Annotated in this window: 23 protein-coding genes and 1 riboswitch; all 23 genes read left to right on the top strand. The window is 30.2% G+C overall.

Going from position 1 to position 23,829, the window contains the following annotated elements:
• The first annotated feature begins 29 nt into the window (after positions 1–29).
• The 23 genes from nrdR (at position 30) to fmt (ending at position 23,829) form a co-directional block, all read left to right on the top strand.
• A complete protein-coding gene (gene nrdR, locus OIO11_RS16460; RefSeq protein ID WP_268072551.1) occupies positions 30–494 on the top strand; it encodes a transcriptional regulator NrdR in 465 nt (154 codons plus the stop codon).
• A 118-nt stretch (positions 495–612) separates the two neighbouring features.
• Complete coding sequence (gene pgeF, locus OIO11_RS16455) at positions 613–1,323, top strand: peptidoglycan editing factor PgeF (protein WP_268072550.1); 711 nt, start codon at positions 613–615, stop codon at positions 1,321–1,323.
• A 24-nt stretch (positions 1,324–1,347) separates the two neighbouring features.
• Positions 1,348–2,046: a response regulator transcription factor gene (locus tag OIO11_RS16450; RefSeq protein WP_268072549.1), complete on the top strand. Its 699-nt coding sequence runs from the start codon at positions 1,348–1,350 to the stop codon at positions 2,044–2,046.
• 7 nt (positions 2,047–2,053) lie between these two features.
• Complete coding sequence (gene pnpS / locus OIO11_RS16445) at positions 2,054–3,754, top strand: two-component system histidine kinase PnpS (RefSeq protein ID WP_268072589.1); 1,701 nt, start codon at positions 2,054–2,056, stop codon at positions 3,752–3,754.
• Positions 3,755–4,060: 306 nt separating this feature from the next.
• Positions 4,061–4,966, top strand: a complete 906-nt coding sequence (locus OIO11_RS16440; protein ID WP_268072548.1) for a phosphate ABC transporter substrate-binding protein — start codon at positions 4,061–4,063, stop codon at positions 4,964–4,966.
• Between the two features lie 103 nt (positions 4,967–5,069).
• The gene (pstC, locus tag OIO11_RS16435) at positions 5,070–5,960 is read left to right on the top strand and encodes a phosphate ABC transporter permease subunit PstC (protein ID WP_268072547.1); all 891 of its coding nucleotides are present in this window, start codon (positions 5,070–5,072) and stop codon (positions 5,958–5,960) included.
• On the top strand, positions 5,961–6,827 hold the full coding sequence (gene pstA, locus OIO11_RS16430; protein WP_268072546.1) for a phosphate ABC transporter permease PstA: 867 nt from the start codon (positions 5,961–5,963) through the stop codon (positions 6,825–6,827).
• A 12-nt stretch (positions 6,828–6,839) separates the two neighbouring features.
• Positions 6,840–7,592 (top strand): phosphate ABC transporter ATP-binding protein PstB, encoded by a 753-nt coding sequence (gene pstB, locus OIO11_RS16425; protein ID WP_268072545.1) that lies wholly within the window; start codon positions 6,840–6,842, stop codon positions 7,590–7,592.
• A 42-nt stretch (positions 7,593–7,634) separates the two neighbouring features.
• A complete protein-coding gene (gene phoU / locus OIO11_RS16420) occupies positions 7,635–8,294 on the top strand; it encodes a phosphate signaling complex protein PhoU (protein WP_268072544.1) in 660 nt (219 codons plus the stop codon).
• Positions 8,295–8,458: 164 nt separating this feature from the next.
• A complete protein-coding gene (gene der, locus OIO11_RS16415; RefSeq protein WP_268072543.1) occupies positions 8,459–9,775 on the top strand; it encodes a ribosome biogenesis GTPase Der in 1,317 nt (438 codons plus the stop codon).
• A 1-nt stretch (position 9,776) separates the two neighbouring features.
• Entirely contained in the window at positions 9,777–10,772 is a 996-nt protein-coding gene (locus OIO11_RS16410) for an NAD(P)H-dependent glycerol-3-phosphate dehydrogenase (RefSeq protein ID WP_268072541.1), read from the top strand.
• Positions 10,773–10,896: 124 nt separating this feature from the next.
• Positions 10,897–12,375, top strand: coding sequence for a stage IV sporulation protein A (gene spoIVA / locus OIO11_RS16405; RefSeq protein WP_268072540.1), 1,479 nt, complete (start codon positions 10,897–10,899; stop codon positions 12,373–12,375).
• A 343-nt stretch (positions 12,376–12,718) separates the two neighbouring features.
• Positions 12,719–13,702, top strand: coding sequence for an asparaginase (locus OIO11_RS16400; protein WP_268072538.1), 984 nt, complete (start codon positions 12,719–12,721; stop codon positions 13,700–13,702).
• A gap of 88 nt (positions 13,703–13,790) precedes the next feature.
• A riboswitch (purine riboswitch) is annotated at positions 13,791–13,890 on the top strand.
• Positions 13,891–13,993: 103 nt separating this feature from the next.
• On the top strand, positions 13,994–15,355 hold the full coding sequence (locus OIO11_RS16395) for an NCS2 family permease (RefSeq protein WP_268072537.1): 1,362 nt from the start codon (positions 13,994–13,996) through the stop codon (positions 15,353–15,355).
• Positions 15,356–15,626: 271 nt separating this feature from the next.
• On the top strand, positions 15,627–16,778 hold the full coding sequence (locus OIO11_RS16390; RefSeq protein WP_268072535.1) for an aminotransferase class I/II-fold pyridoxal phosphate-dependent enzyme: 1,152 nt from the start codon (positions 15,627–15,629) through the stop codon (positions 16,776–16,778).
• Between the two features lie 131 nt (positions 16,779–16,909).
• The gene (locus OIO11_RS16385; protein WP_268072534.1) at positions 16,910–17,791 is read left to right on the top strand and encodes a YicC/YloC family endoribonuclease; all 882 of its coding nucleotides are present in this window, start codon (positions 16,910–16,912) and stop codon (positions 17,789–17,791) included.
• A 15-nt stretch (positions 17,792–17,806) separates the two neighbouring features.
• Complete coding sequence (remA, locus tag OIO11_RS16380; RefSeq protein WP_268072533.1) at positions 17,807–18,088, top strand: extracellular matrix/biofilm regulator RemA; 282 nt, start codon at positions 17,807–17,809, stop codon at positions 18,086–18,088.
• Positions 18,078–18,713 (top strand): guanylate kinase, encoded by a 636-nt coding sequence (gmk, locus tag OIO11_RS16375; protein WP_268072532.1) that lies wholly within the window; start codon positions 18,078–18,080, stop codon positions 18,711–18,713. Before remA ends, gmk begins: the two co-directional genes overlap by 11 nt.
• Positions 18,694–18,915, top strand: coding sequence for a DNA-directed RNA polymerase subunit omega (rpoZ, locus tag OIO11_RS16370; protein WP_268072531.1), 222 nt, complete (start codon positions 18,694–18,696; stop codon positions 18,913–18,915). Before gmk ends, rpoZ begins: the two co-directional genes overlap by 20 nt.
• A gap of 1 nt (position 18,916) precedes the next feature.
• Complete coding sequence (gene coaBC, locus OIO11_RS16365) at positions 18,917–20,107, top strand: bifunctional phosphopantothenoylcysteine decarboxylase/phosphopantothenate--cysteine ligase CoaBC (RefSeq protein WP_268072530.1); 1,191 nt, start codon at positions 18,917–18,919, stop codon at positions 20,105–20,107.
• Between the two features lie 58 nt (positions 20,108–20,165).
• Positions 20,166–22,367: a primosomal protein N' gene (gene priA / locus OIO11_RS16360; protein WP_268072529.1), complete on the top strand. Its 2,202-nt coding sequence runs from the start codon at positions 20,166–20,168 to the stop codon at positions 22,365–22,367.
• A gap of 75 nt (positions 22,368–22,442) precedes the next feature.
• Complete coding sequence (gene def / locus OIO11_RS16355) at positions 22,443–22,898, top strand: peptide deformylase (RefSeq protein ID WP_268072528.1); 456 nt, start codon at positions 22,443–22,445, stop codon at positions 22,896–22,898.
• A gap of 1 nt (position 22,899) precedes the next feature.
• Complete coding sequence (gene fmt / locus OIO11_RS16350; protein WP_268072527.1) at positions 22,900–23,829, top strand: methionyl-tRNA formyltransferase; 930 nt, start codon at positions 22,900–22,902, stop codon at positions 23,827–23,829.

The following is a 23,829-nucleotide window of genomic DNA, read 5'->3' as shown; positions in this document are numbered from 1 at the left end:
AATATAGTATAGAAAAAGGACGTGATAGATTGAAATGTCCCTATTGTGGCTTTGAAGAGAGTAAAGTGGTTGATTCAAGATCCACAGAGGATCATAAGGCAATTAGAAGAAGAAGGGAATGCTTAAAATGTAACAAAAGATATACTACCTATGAAAAAATAGAAGACATACCTATATTAGTAATTAAAAAAGATTCAAATAGAGAGTATTTTGATAAGTCAAAAATAATTAATGGATTATTGAAAGCTTGTCAAAAAAGACCTGTTTCAAGAGTTCAAATAGATGCTGTAGCGGATGAAATTGAGAAAAAAATATCTAATGATATGGTTACAGAGATAAAATCAGAAACTATTGGTGAAATGATAATGGAAAGATTGAAGAAGATTGATGAAATATCATATGTAAGGTTTGCATCTGTATATAGACAATTTAAGGATGTTAATACCTTTATAGAGGAAATAAAAAATTTAATCTCTGATAAAAAAATGCCCTAAATTTAATATGGGCATTTTTATTATGTTAAAAAAAGATTAAATAAGTTAAATTATATGCATATATTTTATAAAATGAAATAATGATGTTAAAATAATAGTATATAAGGAGCGTACAAAAATGATAAATGTGCTTGTAGATAAATGTGAATTCTTAAAATTTTCAGAGGAAGATGCAGAAATATATTTTTCCACTGCTAAAGGAAATTTAAATTTTAATAAAAATACCATAGAAGGAATAGAAAATATTAAAAAATTAAAAGAATGGATAAATATTAAACAGATAGGATACTTAAATCAAATTCATAGTGATTTAGTATATGTACATGATGGAGAAATGCATAATGGAGATGCAATAATAACCAATGAAAAAGAAGTTGCAATAGGCGTTTTTACAGCGGATTGTGTACCAGTTATTATTTATGATAGAAAGAAAAAGGTTGCTGCTGCTATACATAGTGGATGGAGAGGTACTATACAAAATATAACTACAAAAGCTGTTGAGAAAATGATTAAGGAATATAATACAGCAATAGGAGATTTGAAAGTGTATATTGGTCCTCATAATATGCAGTGCTGCTATGAAGTTAGTGAAGAGTTAGCACTGCAGTTTAAAAATTTAGAATTATATAAAAATAGTAATATAATTAAAGGCAGAAATTTGAACTTGCAAAACTGTATTATAGAGCAGCTTAATAGTTTAGGAGTAAGACTTTACCAGATTAAAACTTTGGATATATGTACATTTTGTAATGAAAAACATAAGTTACATTCTTATAGAAAACATAAAGAAAAAAGTGGAAGAATGTTTTCATTTATATATATAAAATAATTTACTTTAGGAGGTATGAAATTAATGGCTGATGAGAAGATTTTAATAGTAGATGATGAAGAACATATACAGGAACTTATAAAATTTAATTTGGAGAATAGTGGTTATAAGGTTTTGTGTGCTAATGATGGATTAGAAGCATTAAAAATAGCAAAAATGGAATTACCCCAGTTAATTTTATTAGATGTTATGCTGCCAGGTATGGACGGATATGATGTTTGTAAAGAAATTAGAAGACATAATGTAATATCCAATACTCCAATAATTATGATTACTGCTAAGGGAGAAGAGTTAGATAAAATTTTAGGATTAGAACTTGGAGCAGATGATTATTTAACAAAACCTTTTTCAGTAAGAGAATTAGTTGCTAGGGTAAAAGCTGTACTTAGAAGAATAAGAACTCAATATCCAATAGATAATGTATGTAATTTTGGTAATGTTACAATTGATTTTGAAAAGCATGAAGTTGTGAAAAATAATAAAAAAATAGATTTGACATTAAAAGAATTTGAACTTTTAGAAGTTCTAATAAAAAATAAAGGCAGAGTTATGACAAGAGATTTTCTGTTGGATAAGGTATGGGGATACGAATATATTGGTGAGACAAGGACGGTTGATGTTCATATAAGATATCTTAGAAAAAAAATTGAGGATGATGATAAAAATCCTAAATTTGTTGAAACTATAAGAGGAATTGGATATAGGTTTAATTCGGGTGAATAATATGAAGATGAAAAATAAACTTATGCTATCCATTCTCAGTACTATCATTTTGAGTTTAGCAATGGTAACGGCACTATACATGACTATTATTAACTATCAGAATGAGGAAAATATAAAAAAAAGTTTGGAGATTAATAATAAATTAGTTATGAATTTGTTAGAGGAGAACGTAATTTCTGATAAAAGTATTTACTTTAAGAATTTTAATAGATCAAATTTTAGAGTTACATTGATAGACACAAAGGGTAAAGTTATTTATGATTCAGATGCACTTCCAGACGAGATGGATAATCATAATCAGCGTAAAGAAATAATTGAAGCAAGAAAATTTGGAAATGGATATAGTGTAAGATTTAGCAAATCATTAAAGAAAACAATGATGTACTATGCATCTGCTTTAAAAGATGGATATGTTATTAGAAGTTCAATGCCTATGGAGGTTGTAACTGGATTTGAAGGGAAATATCTAAAGTATTATTTAATTGTCTTGATAATAGTATTTTCTATATCTGTTATATTTTCTTCTAAATTATCTTATGTAATTGTGAAGCCTATAAAAGATTTAGAATTTATAACTGCAAGAATTGCAAAAGGTGAATTTGATAGGAGGGTATGTATAAATTCTAATGATGAGATAGGGCAGCTTGCAGAGACGTTTAATAATATGGCAGATAAACTTCAATACACACTGCGTGATTCTATTGAGAAACAAAACAAATTGCAAGCAATTTTAAAAAGTATGGATAGTGGGGTCATAGCTGTAGATAGAAAAAATAGAGTAATTATTATAAATCCTTATGCTCAGAAAATATTTGGGGTAGAAAAAGAAATTATTGGTCATAATTTAATGGATTGCATTCGTGATTATGAGTTGGAAGATATTTTTAAGAACAATATAGAATATAAGGAAATTAAAATTCTTTGGCCAGAAGAGAAAATTTTAAAAGTAAGAACGGCAGACATTGTTAGTAACAAAGAACATATAGGAACTGTTGCAGTTGTCCAAGATGTTACGGATATTAGAAGATTAGAAAATATGAGAAGTCAATTCGTTGCCAATGTTTCACATGAATTAAAAACACCATTGACATCTATAAAAGGGTTTGCAGAAACTTTAAGATATGTAGAAGATGTTAAAATACGTGAAAAATTTTTAGGAATAATTGATAATGAAACTGAAAGATTAACAAGACTAATAAGTGATATATTGACCTTATCGGATATTGAACAGAATAGAGAAGTAAAGGTTAAAGAGGTTATCAATGTAAATTCTGTAATAAAAGATGCATATAATCTTATGAAGAATACAGCAGATATGAAAGAGATTGATATTGAGCTTATTATTAAAAATTCTCCAAAGATTTGTGGTGATAAAGATAGATTTAAGCAAATGCTTATAAATCTTATTGATAATGCAATAAAATATTCAGAAAATGGAGATAAAGTTTATATTGGAACTGAAATTAAAGAAAAAAAATGCATTTTATGGATTGAAGATACAGGACCTGGTATACCCAAAGAACATATACCAAGATTATTTGAACGTTTCTATAGAGTTGATAAGGCTAGATCTAGAGCTAGAGGAGGTACTGGACTTGGTCTGGCTATAGTAAAGCATATAGTCCTCAATTTTGAAGGTGAAATATATGTGGAAAGTGAACTGGGAAGTGGAACTAAATTCATAGTTGAAATACCATTGCTGAGATAGAATATCTGTCTCAGCTTTTTTTATATGGAATATGTAACTTATGATACTTTTAAAACTTATGTATAAATTAAATTTTATGGCAGAAACTAAAAATGAAGGTAGAAATTTAACATTAGTATTAAAAATTATTAAGTAAAATATTAAGTTGTTTATTCTAAATTAAATAAATTTTTGAACAATTTATTTTACAAGTATTGTTTTGTTAATTTTAATTAACATTTATATAATATATGGTTAACCTTCCTAAGGTATTATATTACTTGTAAGAGCTAATTACGATTAAAACTTGAATGGAGGTTTTTCAAAATGAATAAAAAGTCATTAAAGGTAGTAGTAGCTGCTTTAGCAATAACTGTAATGGGAGGAATGTTTGCAGGATGCGGCAAATCAGGAAGTACAACTAACAAAGAAGCTGCAAAAACTGAAGGAACTAGTGGATCTATAACAGCTTCAGGTTCATCAGCCCTCCAACCTTTAGCTAAGGCAGCTGCAGATATGTTCATGAAAAAAAATACTAATGCACAAATCAATATTCAAGGTGGAGGTAGTGGTACTGGTCTATCACAAGTTGCACAAGGTGCGGTAGATATTGGTAATTCAGATCTTTTTGCTGAAGAAAAATTAACAGGAGATAAAGCGGAATTAGCTAAGTCTTTAGTAAACCATAAAGTTTGTGCAATAGGATTTGCTATTGTTGCAAATAAAGATGTTAAAGTTGATACTTTAACAAAAGCTCAAATTCAAGACATGTTCCAAGGCAAAATTACTAACTGGAAAGAAGTTGGTGGAGAAGACCTTAAAATAGAAATAGTTAACAGAGGTAAATCTTCGGGTACAAGATCTACATTTGTTAAAACAGTAATGGATGGTAAGGAAGAAGCAGAAGGAATAGGTACAACTCAGGATTCAAGTGGAGCTGTTCAAAAGACCATAGAAGCTACTAAAGGATCAATTTCTTATCTGGCATTATCATATTTTGTAAATGAAGAAGCAAAAGATAGTATGAAGTTAATAAAAATCGATGGAGTAGAAGCTACTAAAGAAAACATAACAACAGGAAAATATCCTTTCTGGTCATTTGAACATATGTATACTAAAGGAGAACCTTCAGGACTCGCAAAGGCGTTCCTTGATTATATGATTTCAGATGAAGTTAAACCAGTAATTGAAAGTAAAGGGTACATCCCAGTAAGTGATATGAAAGTTCAATGATCATAGTTACTTGAAAGCTTAGAAATCTGTGATGAAATTAGGACTGGTTGTATTTCAACTGGTCTTAATTTATGTAAAAAATATGAGTTTGGAGTATGATGATATGAATAAAAAGAATGTTTGGCAAAAATTGAAAAATGAATATTTGGGGAGAGGGTTTTCAATTTTTTGTGGCTATTTAATAGTTATATTAACCTTGACTATAATTGGTTTTGTAGCTTCAAAGGGTTTAAGCACATTTTTTAAAGATGGATATTCACTTAAAGAATTTTTATTTACTACTACTTGGAAACCTGATAGTGAAACACCTAAATTTGGAGCTTTAATATTTCTCCTAGGGTCTACACTTGTATCTATTGGAGCAGTAATTATTAGTGCTCCTATTAGTATAGCTTTAGCTATTTTCATGAATTTAATTTCACCTAAAATTGGAAATAAGGCACTGCAGCCAGCTATGGAATTATTTGTAGGAATTCCATCAGTAGTATACGGATGGATAGGGATTACTGTGTTGATTCCAATATTAAAAAAGAGTTTTGGTGGTGTAGGATTTAGCTTGCTTGCAGGTGTTTTGGTTTTAAGCATAATGATACTTCCCACAATTACAAGTATATCTTCTGATGCAATTAAAACTATTCCAAGAGAATATATACAAGGTTCTTATGGACTAGGAGCTACAAGATGGCAAACAATAGTAAAAGTAGTTATTCCTGCTTGCAAGAGTGGAATTTTAACTGGAATTGTTTTAGGGGTGGCAAGAGCTTTTGGAGAGGCACTAGCTGTACAAATGGTAATAGGTAACTCAATAAAAATACCAAATGGAGTGATAGATACTACAGCTACACTTACAAGTATAATTACAATGGATATGGCAAACACAATTTTTGGAACAGCGTGGAATAATGCATTATGGGCTTTATCATTCTTGTTACTAGTTATTTCCTTTATATTTATACTGATTATTAGAGCGATAGGAAAAAGAGGTGAAATATAATTGAACGCAAAAAAAGCTGATAAAATTGCTACTACAATATTATACATGATTTCGGCATTTATAGTATTGCTTCTTGTAGGACTTATTGGATATATTATTTATAATGGAAGACATTGTTTAAATCCACATTTTTTATTTGGACTTCCATCCATAGAGGCTGGAGGAGGAATAGGTCTTCATCTTTTCAATTCATTTTATATGCTTATTATATCTCTACTAATAACAGTGCCTTTAGGGGTAGGTGCAGGAATTTACTTATCTGAATATGCAAAAGAAGGACCACTACTAGACGGTATTAGATTATGTATAGAGACTATGGCATCTCTTCCATCTATAGTTGTAGGTTTATTTGGACTATTAGTATTTGTTAATATGACTGGCTGGGGATATTCTATTTTTGCAGGGGCTATGGCAATAACTATATTAAACTTACCAGCTATGACAAGAGTAAGTGAAAATGCAATTATTACTGCTTCAAAAAAAGTAAAACAGGCCAGTTTAGGATTAGGTGCAACTCAATGGCAAACAATAGTAAAAGTAATTTTGCCTTCAGCAATACCACAGATATTAACAGGTATAATCCTAGCTGCCGGTAGAATATTCGGAGAAGCCGCAGCGCTTTTATATACAGCAGGAATGAGTGCTCCAGGTGTACGTTTAAGTGACGGATCTGCATTCGATTTATTTAGACCTGCAGAAACTTTATCTGTTTATATATGGCAATTGAATTCGGAAGGTATGGTTCCTGATGCTTCAAAAATAGCAAATGGTGCATCAGCAGTGCTTATTATTATGGTACTTTTATTTAATGTACTTGCTAGAATAATAGGTAAAAAGATATACGAAAAGTATGCAGGAACTAAATAAGGGGGAAATTATATGAATATTATGGAAGTTAATGAATTGAATTTATTTTATGGAACCAAACAAGCATTAATAGATGTTAATTTAGCAATAAATAAAAATGCAGTTACTGCATTAATAGGACCTTCAGGATGCGGCAAATCAACTTTCCTAAGATGCTTGAACAGGATGAATGATTTGATTGAGGATGTTAAAATTGAGGGTAAAGTAATATACGAAGGGAAAAACATATTTGATTCTAATTATGATGTTATAGAACTTAGAAAAAAAGTAGGAATGGTATTTCAAAGTCCAAATCCATTTCCAATGAGTATATATGACAACATAGCTTATGGACCGAGAATACATGGAATAAAGAATAAAAGCAAATTGGATGAAATTGTTGAAAAAAGTTTAAAGGGTGCAGCTCTTTGGGATGAAGTTAAAGATAGACTTAAGAAAAGTGCTATTGGGCTTTCGGGGGGGCAACAGCAGCGACTTTGTATAGCGAGGACTCTTGCAGTAGAGCCGGAAGTTATTTTAATGGATGAACCTACTTCGGCGTTGGACCCAATTTCCACTTTAAAAGTAGAAGAACTTATGGATGTGCTAAAAAAAGATTATACTGTAGTAATTGTTACACACAATATGCAGCAAGCAGGAAGAATTTCAGATAATACTGCATTTTTCTATAATGGTATTGTTGTTGAATATGGTAAAACTGAAGATATTTTCTATAAACCAAAAGACAAAAGAACAGAAGATTATATTACAGGAAGATTTGGATGATGCGATTAATATAATTTTAAATATACGAAAAGAGGTGTAGTTATGGCTCCGAGAAAAGTTTTTGAAATGGAATTAAATCAATTACACAATGAGTTGTTAAGAATGGGAAGTATTGTTGAAAAACAGATTAATCAATGCATAAAAGCCTTAGCAGAACAGGATGTAAAATTAGCAGAGGAAGTTATAAAGAATGATGATATGGTAGATAAGTTAATGCGTGAAATAGAAGATAAGAGTATTAAGCTTATTGCCATGCAGCAGCCAATAGCCACTGATTTAAGATTTATATTTACATGTATAAATATTGTTACAGATTTAGAAAGAATGGCAGATCATGCAGTTGATATTGCTAAGATAGCTATTAGGTTAAAAGAACAAGCTTACATTAAGGATCTTATTGATATACCTAGAATGGGAAGTATTGTAATAGATATGATTAAAGAGGCTTTGGATGCATATGTTGAAAGAGATTTAGACAGGGCATATGAAATTTCTAAAAGAGATGATGTAATTGACAAAATTTACAAAGATGTGTTTGGTGAAATGTTTACTGTTATGGCACAGGACACAAGTAAAATTGAACAAGGAACTCAATTTTTGTTTGTATGCAAATTTTTAGAAAGAATTGCGGATCACGTAACTAACATATGTGAGTGGACTATTTATATAGTAACTGGTGAACAAGTAGATTTAAATGAATAATAAAATAGAAAAACAGCCTTCACTAGGCTGTTTTTGTTTCAAATAAATTATATTTCAAAATATAATTTTGCATAGCTTGTCAAATCTTGACTAGATTATTAAAGTAATGATAATATTATCTAATGAACTTATCTGAGTATAAGTAAAATAAGGAGGAATAAATAATGGCTAAACCAATAGTTGCAATAGTTGGAAGACCTAATGTAGGTAAATCTACTTTGTTTAATAAATTAGCAGGTAAAAGAATATCAATAGTTGAGGATACACCAGGAGTTACGAGAGATAGGATTTATGCAGAAGCTGAATGGTTAAATCATAAATTCACAATAATAGATACAGGTGGAATAGAACCTGAAAGTAGTGATATTATTGTATCTCAAATGAGAAGGCAGGCTGAATTGGCTATTGAAATGGCTGATGTTATAATGTTTATAGTTGATGGAAAACATGGGTTAACTGATACTGATAATGAAGTAGCTCATATGCTTCGTAAATCACAAAAACAAGTTCTACTAGTAGTAAATAAGATAGATAGAAATGCTTTAGAAGATAATATTTATGAATTTTATAATTTAGGAATAGGAGAACCAATTTCTATATCTGCATCACAAGGGTTAGGATTAGGAGATATGCTTGATGAAGTTGTAGCAAAATTTCCTACTAATGATAATGAGGAAGAAGAGAATGAATATGTAAGAATAGCAATAGTTGGAAGACCTAATGTAGGTAAGTCTTCGTTAATTAATAAAATTTTGGGAGAAGAAAAACATATAGTTAGTGAGATAGCTGGAACAACTAGAGATGCAGTAGATAGTTATGTAGAAAATGAAAATGGAAAATTTATTTTGGTGGACACTGCCGGTTTAAGAAGGAAGAGTAAAATTAAGGAACAAATTGAGAGATACAGTGCAGTTAGAACTTTAGCAGCTATAGAAAATGCAGATGTATGCATACTTATGATAGATGCAGTAGAAGGTGTAGCTGAGCAAGATGAAAAAATAATAGGATATGCCCATGAAATGAATAAGGCAATAATGATAATTGTAAACAAATGGGATTTGATTGAGAAAGATGATAAAACGATGAATAAATTCAAGAATGAATTAAGACAGAAGTTATCATTTTTAAGTTATGCGTCTTTCTTGTTTATTTCAGCTAAAACAGGCCAAAGAGTACATAAAGTGTTAAGTATGGCTAAAGAATGCTATGATAATTATACAAAAAGAGTAAAAACAGGTGTATTAAATGAAGTGATAAGTAAAGCAGTAATGATGAAAGAACCTCCAATTGTAGGCTTAAATCGAATGAAGATTTATTATGTTACCCAAGTTGGAATAAAACCTCCTACATTTGTATTTTTTGTAAATAATTCAGAATTGCTACATTTTTCTTATAGAAGATATCTTGAAAATAAGGTAAGAGAGAGTTTTGATTTCGGTGGAACTGGAATTAAATTTGAATTTAGAGAAAGGAAGGAATAGCATGGCAGATGTTACTTTTATAGGAGGAGGTAGTTTTGGTACAGCTTTGAGTGTTATGTTGGCTAAGAAGGGATACTCTATTAATATATGGGACAGAAGTGAAGATGTTGTTCTGGATATTAATGAAAAAAGAGAAAACATTAAGTATATACACAATATTGTTATACCCTCCAATGTTACTGCTTTTTCTGATTTAAAAGCTGCAATAGGTAATAGTAAGGTAGTAGTATTAGCAATTCCATCCCATGCAATAAGAGAAATATGTACTAAAATTAAGAATCTAATTCATAAAGAAGTTATAATAGTTAATATAGCAAAAGGAATTGAAGAAGGGTCTTCAAAAAGACTTTCACAGGTTATTGAAGAAGAAATATCAGATAATCCTATAGTTATTCTTTCTGGACCAAGTCATGCTGAGGAAGTAGCTTTAGACATTCCAACTACGGTGGTAGTTTCCTCTAAACGTATGGATGCAGCTAGAAAAATTCAGGATATTTTCATGACTAATAAATTCAGAGTGTACACAAATGATGATTTGACAGGTGTAGAAATAGGTGGTGCTGTTAAAAACATAATAGCGTTAGCAGCAGGAGTATCAGATGGTACAGGATATGGAGACAATACTAAAGCTGCTCTTATGACAAGAGGGATGAGTGAAATTATTAGGATTGGAGTAAGATTGGGAGCAAGACAAGATACTTTCTTTGGACTCACAGGAATGGGAGATCTTATAGTTACTTGTACTAGTATGCACAGTAGGAACAGAAAAGCAGGGATATTGATAGGAAAAGGATATTCCTTAGAAGAGGCGTGTACAGAAATAGGAATGGTAGTTGAAGGAGTTAAGGCATGTAGAGCATTTTATAAGTTAAAAGAAGAATTAGGAGTTTCGATGCCTATTACTGATATATTATACAAGGTGCTTTTTGAAAATATGGAAGCTAAATATGGTGTATACGAATTGATGTCAAGAGATAAGAAAGATGAGATATATTAAATAGAGAAGAATTAAATTAAGCCAGTTTATTATAAACTGGCTTAATTTAATTTTTGTAATATTTTTTTTATTTAATAATATATATATATTGTTAAAACTAAGTAAGTGCTGGGAGGGTAAATCTTTGGAAAACTTTAATATATACAAGGATATTGCTGATAGGACGCAAGGGGATATATATGTGGGAGTGGTTGGTCCGGTAAGAACAGGTAAATCTACTTTTATAAAAAGATTTATGGAGCTTATGGTTATACCTAATATAGAAAATACTTATAAAAAACAAAGAGCGCAGGATGAACTTCCTCAAAGTGCATCGGGAAAGTCTATCCATACTACAGAACCTAAATTTATTCCAAATGAAGCAATAGAAGTGGCTTTAAATGGAGAAACTAAATTTAAAGTTAGAATGGTTGATTGTGTTGGTTATATTGTAAAATCTGCTTTAGGTTATGTTGAAGAGGATCAGCCCAAGATGGTAACTACTCCATGGTATGATTATGAAATACCATTTGAAGAAGCGGCTGAAATTGGTACAAAAAAAGTTATTAATGAACATTCAACTATAGGATTACTTATAACTACTGACGGTTCCATAACTGGTTTAAAAAGACAGGATTATCTTGAAGCAGAAGAAAGAGTGGTCAATGAATTAAAATCAATCAATAAACCATTTATTATGATTTTAAATTCTAAAAATCCAAATTCTATGGAAACTTTGGAACTTAAAAGAGGTATGGAAGAAAAATATGATATTCCAGTTCAAGAAATGGATGTACTTAATATGAAAGAAGAAGATATTACAAATGTTTTTGAAAGAGTACTTAAGGAATTTCCTGTTAAAGAAATTAATATTGATATGCCTGAATGGATTGAAAAGTTAGACATAACACATTGGCTGAAGAAAGATTTTGCAGCATTAATTAAGGATATGTGCCAAAGTGTATATAAGGTTAGAGATGTAAAGAGTTTTGCAGATAGATTTGGAGAAATTGAATTCTTGCAGAATTCTAAACTGGATGAGATAAATATGGGAGAAGGAACTGCTAGGGTACAATTAAATCCTAAACGAGAATTATTCTACAAAGTATTGAGTGAAGTTTGTGATAGAAACATTAATAGTGAAAGTGAACTGTTGAGTATTATGAAGGCTTTAAGTGATGCTAAGATAGAGTTTGATAAGGTTGAAGATGCTCTGAGAGATGTAAGAGAAAGAGGTTATGGGCTAGTTTCTCCACAGTTAAATGAGATGAGATTAGAAGAACCGGAAATAGTTAAACAGGGTAATAGATATGGAGTTAAGTTAAAAGCCAGTGCACCATCGCTTCATTTTATTAAGGCAGATATACAAACTGAAATTTCACCAATAATGGGAACTGAAAGAGAGAGTGAAGAACTGGTAAAATCTCTTCTAGAGCAGTTTGAGAGTGATCCAGCTAAAATTTGGGAAAGTAATATGTTTGGAAAATCGTTGGAACTTTTGGTGAAAGATGGATTACGCAATAAACTTTATAAAATGCCAGATGATGTTCAAGTGAAAATTCAAAAGACATTAGAAAAAATTATAAATGAGGGTAATGGAGGATTAATTTGTATTATCTTGTAATAATATCAATATTTAGGCCGACAATACAGCAAGGCTGTATGTCGGCTTGTTTTAATTTATCAGCTTAAAGAGAATTCTAATGTTATTATTTTGATAAGATGGATATGTAATAATTGTAAAGTTACTGAAATTTAATTGAGTTTTATAAACTGCTGTCTCTATGAGATTTTAAGTTGCAAAATACTAATAAAAAATGTGACAAATATAAATTTTAGTAATGTATATTTTAATAATATATTGTAAAATAGTAAGGGTGTAAACGAGAGAAATACTATTTCAAATAATGTGCAGGTTTTTGGTAATTGGATTTGTTTTACAAATTGTTTTAGGAGGAAATTTTAATATGAGAAAAGTTGCGGTTGTTTTTAATGGTGGTACTATATCTATGAAGGTAGATCCGAGAATACAAGCAGCAGTACCAACATTAAGTGGTGAGGAAATGATATCTATGGTAACTGGAATTGAGAGGTATGCTGAAATTGAATGTTTCACATTTTCAAACTTACCTGGACCACACGTTACTACAAGAAAAATGATGGATTTATCTAAATATATTCAAGGAATTTTAGCAAGAGAAGATATAGTTGGAGTAGTTGTAACCCATGGTACCGATACTTTGGAGGAAACGGCATATTTATTGGATTTAACCATTAAAAGCGAAAAACCTGTAATAGTAACAGGGTCTATGAGAAATAGTTCAGAGTTGGGATATGATGGACCTGCAAATTTATCAGCTTCAATATGTACTGCTATTTCTGAAAAAGCTAAAAATAAAGGGGTTATGGTTTGTTTGAATGATGAGTTGAATTGTGCTAGCGAAGTAACAAAAGCTCATTCAATGAAGTTAAATACTTTTGAAAGTCCTGAGTTTGGTCCTATTGGAATCATTGATAATAATGAAGTTATTTTTTATAGAGATACTTTATCTAAAATTTATATACATACGGACAAAATAGAAGATAATGTTTATTTGATTAAATGTGCAGCTGGAATGGATTCAAGTTTGTTAGATTTTTGTGTAGGCAAAGGTGCAAAAGGAATAGTTATAGAAGCATTAGGCAGAGGAAATATTCCACCACAAATGGTTGCTGGAGTAAAAAGGGCAATTGATCAAGGTATTGCAGTAGTTATAGTTTCGAGATGTTTTGGGGGAAGAGTATTAGATAGCTATGGATATGAAGGTGGAGGTAAACAATTAAGAAATATGGGTGTTATATTTGGTGGTACTCTCCCAGGTCAAAAAGCTAGAATAAAACTTATGCTTTGTCTAGGAAAATATAGTGATTTGAATGAAACAAAAAAAGTGTTTGAGGAAGGAATTTATTAATTACGAATTTTGATATATAAAAATGCAATTAAAATTCGTCACGGGTTGACAAACAATAAAAAGCTTGATATTATTATTTTGATAAAAAATGAATAAAGATGCCACTACTCATATAATCCTAGAAATAAGGTCTAGGAGTTTCTACCAGACACCGTAAATTGATGACTATGAGTGTTCCATGTGTAATATATTATTTGTTATGCCAAATATAGACCACTTAGAATGCTCATATTCTATGTGGCTATTTTTATTCAGTATACATAATTAACATATGCATTTGGAGGGTACAACATGGAAAACTTTTTTAAACTGAAAGAAAATGGTACAGACGTAAGAAAAGAAATTATTGCAGGTATTACCACTTTTCTGGCTATGGCCTATATCATTGCAGTAAATCCTAATTTTTTAGAAATTGCAGGAATGCCTAAAGGTGCAGTTTTAACTGCTACATGTCTAACAGCAGGCCTTACTACAATATTAATGGGAGTTTATGCAAATCTACCTTTTGCATTGGCATCAGGAATGGGACTGAATGCTTTCTTTGCTTTTAGTGTTTGCAAAGGTATGGGAATTGATTATAGAGTAGCATTAACTGCTGTATTTTTTGAAGGAATTATATTTATTATTTTATCATTAACTAATGTAAGGGAAGCTGTTGTTAATGCGATACCAACCACATTGAAATTAGCAGTAACTGCAGGTATTGGTTTATTTATAGCTTTTATAGGATTTGTAAATTCAGGAATAGTTGTAAAAGATGAAGCAACCCTAGTTAAAATGGGAAATTTTACTACTCCACCTGTTATAATTGCTTTAATAGGGCTTATAGTTATAGTTGTTTTATCAAAGAAAAATGTTAAAGGTGCACTATTATGGGGTATAGTAGCAAGTACGGCAGTTGCATGGATATATGCTTTTAGGAATCCTAAATTGGCTGCTGATGTATATCATATATATTTACCTGATGGAGTTTTCAGATTCGAATCTATAAAGCCCATAGCATTTAAATTAGATTTTTCATATTTAAAAGACTCACAAAGAATTTGGTCCTTTATAACAGTTATTCTTACATTTTTATTTGTAGACTTCTTTGATACAGTAGGTACTTTGGTAGGAGTAGCATCTAAGGTTGGTATGATAGATGAAGAAGGAAAAGTTAAAAATGCAGGAAAAGCATTATTAGTAGATTCAATAGGTACAACTTTCGGAGCGATTATGGGAACATCTACTGTCACAACTTATGTGGAAAGTTCTGCTGGCGTTGCTGAAGGAGGAAGAACGGGATTAACTTCAGTTGTTACAGGAATATTATTCTTGATTGCAATGTTCTTTTCACCATTATTTATTGCGATTCCAGGATGTGCTACAGCTCCTGCACTTATAGTAGTAGGATTTTTTATGATAGAAAATGTTGTGAAAATTGATTTTACAGATTTTACAGAAGGAATACCAGCATTCTTAACTATTGCTCTTATGCCGCTAACATATAGTATAGGGGATGGATTGACGATTGGAATACTATCTTATGCAGTTTTGAATTTGGTAAATAATTTATTTTCTAAACAAGATAGTAAGAAAAAAATATCTCCAATAATATATATATTAGCAGTTTTGTTTATAATAAAATTAATTGCTACAGGGAAAAATAGCTAAGAAAATATAAGATAAAGAAGGAAAAATATTTAAATTAATATAAAAACATATATAAAAAGCCTAAAGTTAGACTTTATAAACTAACTTTAGGCTTTAATTATTGTATAGTCATAAAGTGAAATTTAATTTAATAGAGTTTTTATGTCATCTGAAAAATGAAGCTGAGTCTTTGGCTGAAAAGAGTATTAGAGTTGTTAATCATGAGATAAAGTAACAAGCACATAAAATATTGAATAGAATGAACTAAAATTACATAATGGGGGAAGTTTAAATGAAGACTAATAATAGGCTTGAGAATATTGCAGAATATCATTTTAAAAAAATTGATGAACTTAAAGAAAGATTAATATCTCAGGGGAAAAATATTATTGATTTTGGTATTGGGGACCCAGATATAAAAACTAATCCTAAAATAATTGAGGCACTTGTTAAAGCGTTAAATTATAAGGAGTTTAATAAATACCCATCTTATGATGGGATAAAAGAGCTTAAATTGAAAATAATCAATTATTATAAAGAGGTTTATTCGGTTGCTTTGGATATTGATGAAGTACTAATTCTTATAGGATCAAAAGAAGGATTGAGTAATATAATACCCGCTGTTTGTGATTTTGGAGATTATATAATAACTCCTGATCCAAGATATTCTGTATATGAAATATGCTCATATCTTTGGGGAAATACTCCATATACAGTACCATTGAAGGAGAGTAACAAGTATTTACTAGATCCTAGTGGTATTCCTGATAATATTCGAAGAAAAAGTAAGCTGATGATTATTAATTATCCTAATAATCCTACCGGTGCTGTTGCTAATAAGGAATTTTATTGTGAACTCATAAAATACTGTGAAAAAAGTGAAATAGTTTTATGCAATGATGCTGCTTATAATGAAATAATAAATAAAAATAAAAATCCTATAAGCCTTTTACAATACGATATAAAAAAGTCAAATGTTGAGTTCGGAACTTTATCAAAGACATATAATATGACGGGATTTAGAATTGGGTATATTGTTGGAAATAAGAATGTTTTAAAGGCTTTATTAAAAGTAAAGAGCAATATTGATTCAAGTCAGTTTAAGCCTATTCAATATGCAGCAGTAGAAGCACTTAGTATTTCAAGAGACTATATAAACAATATAAGGGAAATATATGATGAAAGAAGAAAAATTGCGCAAAAAATTTTAAGTAAAAAAAATATTGAGTTTTATCAAGGTGAAGGAACATTTTATATCTGGTGTAAAGTCCCTGGAAATTATGCAACTAATGAATTTTGTGAAGAATTACTTTTACATTATGGGATAGTTGTGACACCAGGATACGCTTTTGGAGTTGAAGGACAAGGACATTTCAGAATTTCCTTAACAGTAGAAAAAGAAAAAATTTATACGTCACTTAATAATTTAAAGGTATATAATTAGTGTATTTTAATATTGTAAAAAGTATGATATTATATTTATTGTCCTCTGCAAAGAAAATAAACTTGAAATTTTAATCGTTATTTATGTATAATTAAGATAAATTGACAACCTACTGCGAAAGGATGATAATAATGGTAAAAAGTATGACAGGCTTTGGTAGGGCGATTTCGGAAGAAGGTACTAGTCGCAGTTTTACTATTGAAATTAAAACAGTTAACCATAGGTATTTTGATATAAACGTTAGGATGCCTAGAAATTTACTGTCATTGGAGAATAAAGTCCGAGAAATTATTAAAAATAAAATCAATAGAGGAAAAATAGATGTATTTATTACTCAAAATTCCTATGGTAAAGAAGATTCGGATATTTATTTTAATGAAGAACTAAGTGATAGTTATATGAGTTGTTTAGAAAAGATAAGAGATAGATATGATGTCATTGATAATATATCTGTATCACTTATTGCTAGATTTCCTGAGATAATAACTTTACAGAAAAAAGAAGAAGATTTGGAAGAAATGTGGAAAGATTTGAAAGGCCCTTTGAATGATGCTGTGAATGCACTTGTTAACATGAGAGGAATAGAAGGGGAAAAATTGTGTGAAGATATTATATTAAAATGCCAAAACATTGAAGAATTAGTGAATAAGGTTGAGGAAAGAGCGCCATTTGTAGTAGAAGACTATAAAGATAGACTAGAAAATAGATTGCAGGAACTTTTAGAAAATGCTAATATTGAAGAAAATAGAATTGCATCAGAAGTTGCAGTGTTTGCAGATAAAGCTTCAATAGATGAAGAACTTGTAAGACTCAATAGCCACATAATACAGTTAAAAGAAACTCTGAAAAAGGAAGAACCTATTGGAAGGAAGCTTGATTTTATTATACAAGAGATGAATAGAGAAGCTAATACCATTTGTTCTAAAGCCAGTGATTTGCAGATTATAAATTTAGTTATAAATATTAAAAATTATATAGAAAAAATTAGAGAACAAACACAAAATATTGAGTAAAGTGGGAGGGCCACCATGGGCATAAAATTAATAAATATTGGATTTGGAAATATTGTCTCTGCAAACAGATTAGTTGCAATTGTTAGTCCGGAATCTGCACCGATTAAAAGAATAATACAAGAAGCTAGGGATAGAGGTATGCTTATTGATGCTACATATGGAAGAAGAACAAGAGCGGTGATTATCACGGATAGTGATCATGTAATATTATCGGCTGTTCAACCAGAAACCGTAGCTCATAGATTATCATCTAAAGGCGAAGTGAGCATAGACGAGGCTGAAAATAATGACCATTAATAAAAACAAAGGTCTTTTAGTTGTAATATCAGGACCATCAGGTGCAGGTAAAGGAACTATATGCAAAGAACTTATAAAGAAAAATTGTTTTTGGTTATCAGTGTCAGCAACAACTAGAAATCCAAGAGAAGGGGAAATTGAAGGAAAAAATTACTATTTTTTAACAAAAGATCAATTTAGGAATAAAATTGATGAAAAAGATTTCCTTGAATATGCTGAGGTCTATGGAAATTATTATGGAACTCCTAAGTCAAAGGTTATAGAAAAGCTTGATGAAGGGAAAGATGTAATATTAGAGATAGATATTCAAGGTGCATTAAAAGTTAAAGAAGCTTATCACGAAGGCGTATTCATTTTTATACTTCCACCATCTATGGAAGAATTAAAAAATAGAATAATTAAACGTGGAAGTGAAACTCAAGAGTCATTGATGACAAGATTTAAATCCGCATATAAAGAGATTAATTATGTGTCTAAATATAATTATGCAGTTGTTAATGATGAAGTGAGTATAGCCGTTGAAAAAATTAAAAGTATAATAACTGCTGAAAAATGCAGTGTAGAGAGAATGGAAAAAAATATTTTATCTAAGGAGGGATTTATTCATGAACAATTCTATGATTAATCCATCGATTGTTGATTTATTAACTAAAGTAGATAACAGATATTCTTTAGTTACTGTAACATCTAAAAGAGCAAGACAATTAATTGATGGAAATGAGGCTTTAGTAAGAATAAGTGATGCTTTTAAACCACTTACCATAGCAATAAATGAAATTAATGAAGGAAAAGTTTCTTATGAATCATTGCTGGAAGGAATAAAGTAAAATGGAAAATAAGAAAACGGTAGTTATAGGAGTAACAGGAGGAATTGCAGTTTACAAAGCTTTAGATGTAATAAGTAGATTAAAAAAAGAAGATATTAATGTACATGTAATTATGACTGAACATGCAGCAAAGTTTGTTAATCCTATTTCCTTTCAATCGTTAAGTCAAAATATGGTTATAGTAGATATGTTTGCTGAACCGAAGGCATGGGAAATACAGCACATATCTCTTGCTAAAAAAGCTGATTTAATGCTTATAGTTCCGGCTACAGTTAATATATTAGGAAAAGTTGCTTGTGGAATTGCAGATGATATGCTTTCAACCACTATAATGGCTACAAAAGCACCGGTGATTTTTGCTCCAGCAGCTAATACAAATATGTTTTTAAATCCTATTGTTCAAGGTAATATTAAAAAATTAAAACAATATGGATATAAGTTTATTGAACCAGAAAGTGGAAGACTTGCTTGTGGAGATGTAGGTTCAGGCAAGCTTGCAGATACTAAATTAATTACTGATGTTACCATGAGTATGTTATATGATACTAAAGACTTAATTGGAAAAAAGGTATTAGTAACAGCTGGACCGACTATTGCTGCACTTGATCCAGTTAGATATATAACCAACAGATCTTCTGGAAAGATGGGATATGCCATTGCGGAAGAAGCAAGGGATAGGGGAGCAGAAGTAATTCTGATTTCAGGTCCATCTAATATTGAAAAACCTTGGGGTATGAAGGTTATAAATATTTCCACAAACGAAGAAATGTTAAATGCTGTTGAAGAAAATTTTGAAGGGTCTGATATTATTATTAAGGCTGCGGCAGTAGCTGATTATAAACCTAGAACTTACTCAGAAAAAAAGATAAAAAAGAGTGTAGATGAATTTTCTCTCCAGTTACATAAGGATACTGACATTTTAAAGAAATTAGGTTCCATGAAAAAAAATCAAATTTTAGTTGGCTTCGCAGCTGAAAGTAATGATTTAATTCAAAATGCAAAAGCTAAACTGGAGAAAAAGAACTTGGATTATATTGTTGCAAATGATATAACTGGTAAAGATACTGGATTTGCAACTAATGATAACAGAGTTAATATTTTATGTAAAGATGGTAATTGCATACCTTTAGAAAAGATGAGTAAGAAAAAGGTAGCAAGAGAACTATTTAACTTGATCAATAAAAAGCGCTAATGCGCTTTTTTCTTGTAATTAGGAAAGTTAACTTTTAACTAGATAAAGGGTGAATTTAGTGTATCGATATGCAGGAATAATAGTTAATAATGATTCTGTTCAAGTGGATAGAATTTTTACATATAAGATTCCAGAAAATTTATTAGGAAAGCTAAAAATAGGTCATAGAGTGAAAGTGCCATTTGGAAAAGGTAATAGAAATGTTGATGGATTTGTGGTTGAACTATATAAAAATTGTGAAAATATATGTAGAATAAAAGCAATAAATCACATATGTGATGAATTTACGGTTATAAGAGAAAAGGATATTGAGCTTATAAAAAAAATGAGGGAAAAATATTTATGTACATATTTAGAATGTATTAAAATGTTTATACCTACTGGTATAATAAAAGGCGTTAAAAATAAGGTGAAAGATACTATTATTGCAGGTAATAAACTAGAAGGCAAATTTTTAAAGGAGCCCTATAATCTAATTTATGATATTGTAGAAAAGAATAATGGTATTTATTCTAAGACAGAAATAAGTAAAAAATTTGATGTTTCTTTATCTTCTATAAATACAATGATAAAATATGGTTTTCTAAAGAGTAATAGAACTATTGTTAACAGATATAACTTAAGAGAATATTCCAAATATGAGAAGAAAGTTTTAAATGAAGAGCAGCAGAATGCAGTGTATAATATATTAAGCTCAGATAAAAAAAAGTTTTTGATTCATGGTGTTACAGGTAGTGGGAAAACAGAGATATATATGAGTCTAGTGGAACATATGATAAGGGAAAACAAGGAATCCATAATGCTAGTTCCAGAGATATCTCTTACACCACAGATGGTTGAAAGATTCAAAGGAAGATTTGGTAGAAATATAGCTGTATTCCATAGTAGATTGTCAGATGGTGAAAGATATGATGAATGGTTAAGGGTAAAAAATAAAGATGTAAAAGTAGCTATAGGAGCCAGATCTGCAATATTTTTACCTTTTGATAATTTAGGAGTTATCGTTATTGATGAAGAGCATGAGGGAAGCTATAAATCTGATAGTAATCCTAAGTATAATGCACGTGAAATAGGAGAACTAAAATGTGAAATTGAAGACTGTAAAATGGTTTTGGGTTCTGCAACACCTTCAATTGAAACTTATTATAGATGCATGAAGGATGAAATAGAATTATTCACTTTAAATAAAAGAGCGGATAATGCATTGATGCCTGAAATTCATATTGTTGATATGAGAGAAGAACTAATAAAAAATAATAAATCTATTTTTAGTGAAAAATTGCATAAAGGAATAAGCAGAGCATTAGATAATAAAGAACAAATTATTTTGTTCTTAAATAGAAGAGGTTTTTCAACATTTGTTTCTTGTAGAAAGTGTGGATATGTATTTAAATGTGATAGCTGTGACATAGCATTAACTTATCATAGCCATGATAATTATTTAAGCTGTCATTATTGCGGTAAAAACTATCAAATAAGTAAGACATGTCCTCAATGTGGAAGCAGATATGTTAAACATTTTGGAGTAGGAACTGAAAAAATTCAAGAAGAAATTAGGCGAGTATTTCCAGAAGCTAGAGTTATGAGAATGGACTTCGATACTACCAGAAAAAAGAATTCTCATGAACTTATATATAATGCTTTTAAAAACGGAGAAGCTGATATATTGATAGGAACTCAGATGGTTACAAAAGGACTGGATTTTAAAAACGTTACATTAGTGGGAGTTATTGCGGCAGATATGTCTCTGAACTTACCAGACTTTCGTTCAGCAGAAAGGACATTTCAGTTGATGACTCAAGTTGCCGGAAGGGCTGGTAGAGGTAAGAAAGAGGGAAAGGTTATTATTCAGACATATAATCCTGAACATTATAGTATAAAGCATGCTGCACTAAATAATTTTGAAGACTTTTACAAAGAAGAGATAGGAATTAGATATAGTATGAATTATCCTCCTTTTTCTAAAATTTTATGTATTAATATGAGCAGCAAAAATGAAAATCTGTTAATAAAAAGTATACAAAATATTGGTATAATATTAAAGAATATTTTGAAAAATAGTGATAAAATAGAAATGTTAGGACCCTGTCCATGCATTTTGTCAAAGATAAAAGAGTATTATAGATGGCAAATAATTATAAAAGGCAATTTTGACAGTCCTTTAGCATTAAACATAAAAAAAATTATATATAATGAGTTAAAAGATATTTATAATGAAGTTAAAGTAAGTATTGATATTAATCCTAATAGTCTACTATAAATTAATTTTAAAATAATACTTAATAATAATTTATATACAATAGTGTAATATTAAAAATATATTGGAGGTTTTAAAATGGCATTAAGAAATATTAGAGTTGAAGGTGACCAAATATTAAGAAAGACATCAAGAGAAGTTTCTGAAATTAATGATAGAATTTTAACATTGATTGAAGATATGAAGGATACTATGTATCATGCTAATGGGGTAGGCTTAGCAGCACCACAAATTGGTATTCTTAAGAGAATAGTTGTAATAGATGTAGGAAGTGGTCCAATAGTATTGATAAATCCAGAAATAGTAAAAGAAGAAGGAAGTCAAATTGATTTTGAAGGATGTTTAAGTATTCCAGGAGTACAAAGAAAAGTTGAAAGAGCAGAGAAAGTTACTGTAAAAGCACTAAATGAAAATGGAGAAATATTTGAATTAGAAGGGTCTGGGTTGCTTGCAAGAGCATTTTGTCATGAAATTGATCATTTGAATGGTACACTTTTTATAGATAAGGCAATAGAAGAAAGTGAGGAAAAATAAGATGAAAATTGTATTTATGGGAACTCCTGAATTTTCTGTCCCATCATTTCAAGCATTAATTGATGAGTTTGGAGTAAAAGCAGTTTTTACTCAGCCGGATAAACCTAAAGGAAGAGGTAAGAAATTAGGTATGTCTCCTGTGAAAGAGCTTGCTTTAAAATATGATATACCTGTTTATCAACCAATAAAATTGAAAAAAGAACCAGAGATGATACAGGAATTGAAAAATATGGAGCCGGACTTTATTATAGTTGTTGCTTATGGACAAATACTTCCAAAAGAAGTTATAGATATTCCTAAGTATGCTTGTATAAATTTGCATGCATCTTTACTTCCTAAATATAGAGGGGCAGCGCCTATAAATTGGGCTATCATTAAAGGTGAAAAGAAAAGTGGAAATACTACAATGCTAATGGATGTGGGGCTTGATACTGGAGACATGTTATTAAAGCAAGAAGTAGCTATTACTGAAAGTATGACGGCAGGAGACTTGCATGATATTTTAATGAAAGATGGAGCAGGTCTTCTTGTAAAAACTATAAAAAGAATGGTTAATGGAGATATAGAGAGAATAAAACAAAGTGAATCTGAAACATGCTATGCATCCATGTTAGATAAGAAGATAGGAAACATAGACTGGAATATGAGTGCAGTAGACATAAATAATCTGATTAGAGGACTAAATCCATGGCCTGTGGCATATACAGAATATGATGGAAAAGTAATGAAAATTCATAAAGCTAAAGTTTTAGAAGAAGAGTTTAATACTTCTCCAGGAACTATAATAAGTGCTTCAGAAAAAGGTATTATGGTTGCTTGTGGAAGTGGAAGTTTATTGGTAGAGGAAATACAGTTCCCGGGTAAAAAGGTTTTAAAAGTGGAACAATATATCAGAGGAAATGATATTAAAAAGGGAACTGCTTTGAAGTAG

The sequence above is a fragment of the Clostridium sp. ZS2-4 genome, assembly GCF_026719745.1.
Lineage (GTDB): Bacteria > Bacillota > Clostridia > Clostridiales > Clostridiaceae > Clostridium_H.
This window is presented reverse-complemented; position numbering and strand designations above follow the sequence as displayed.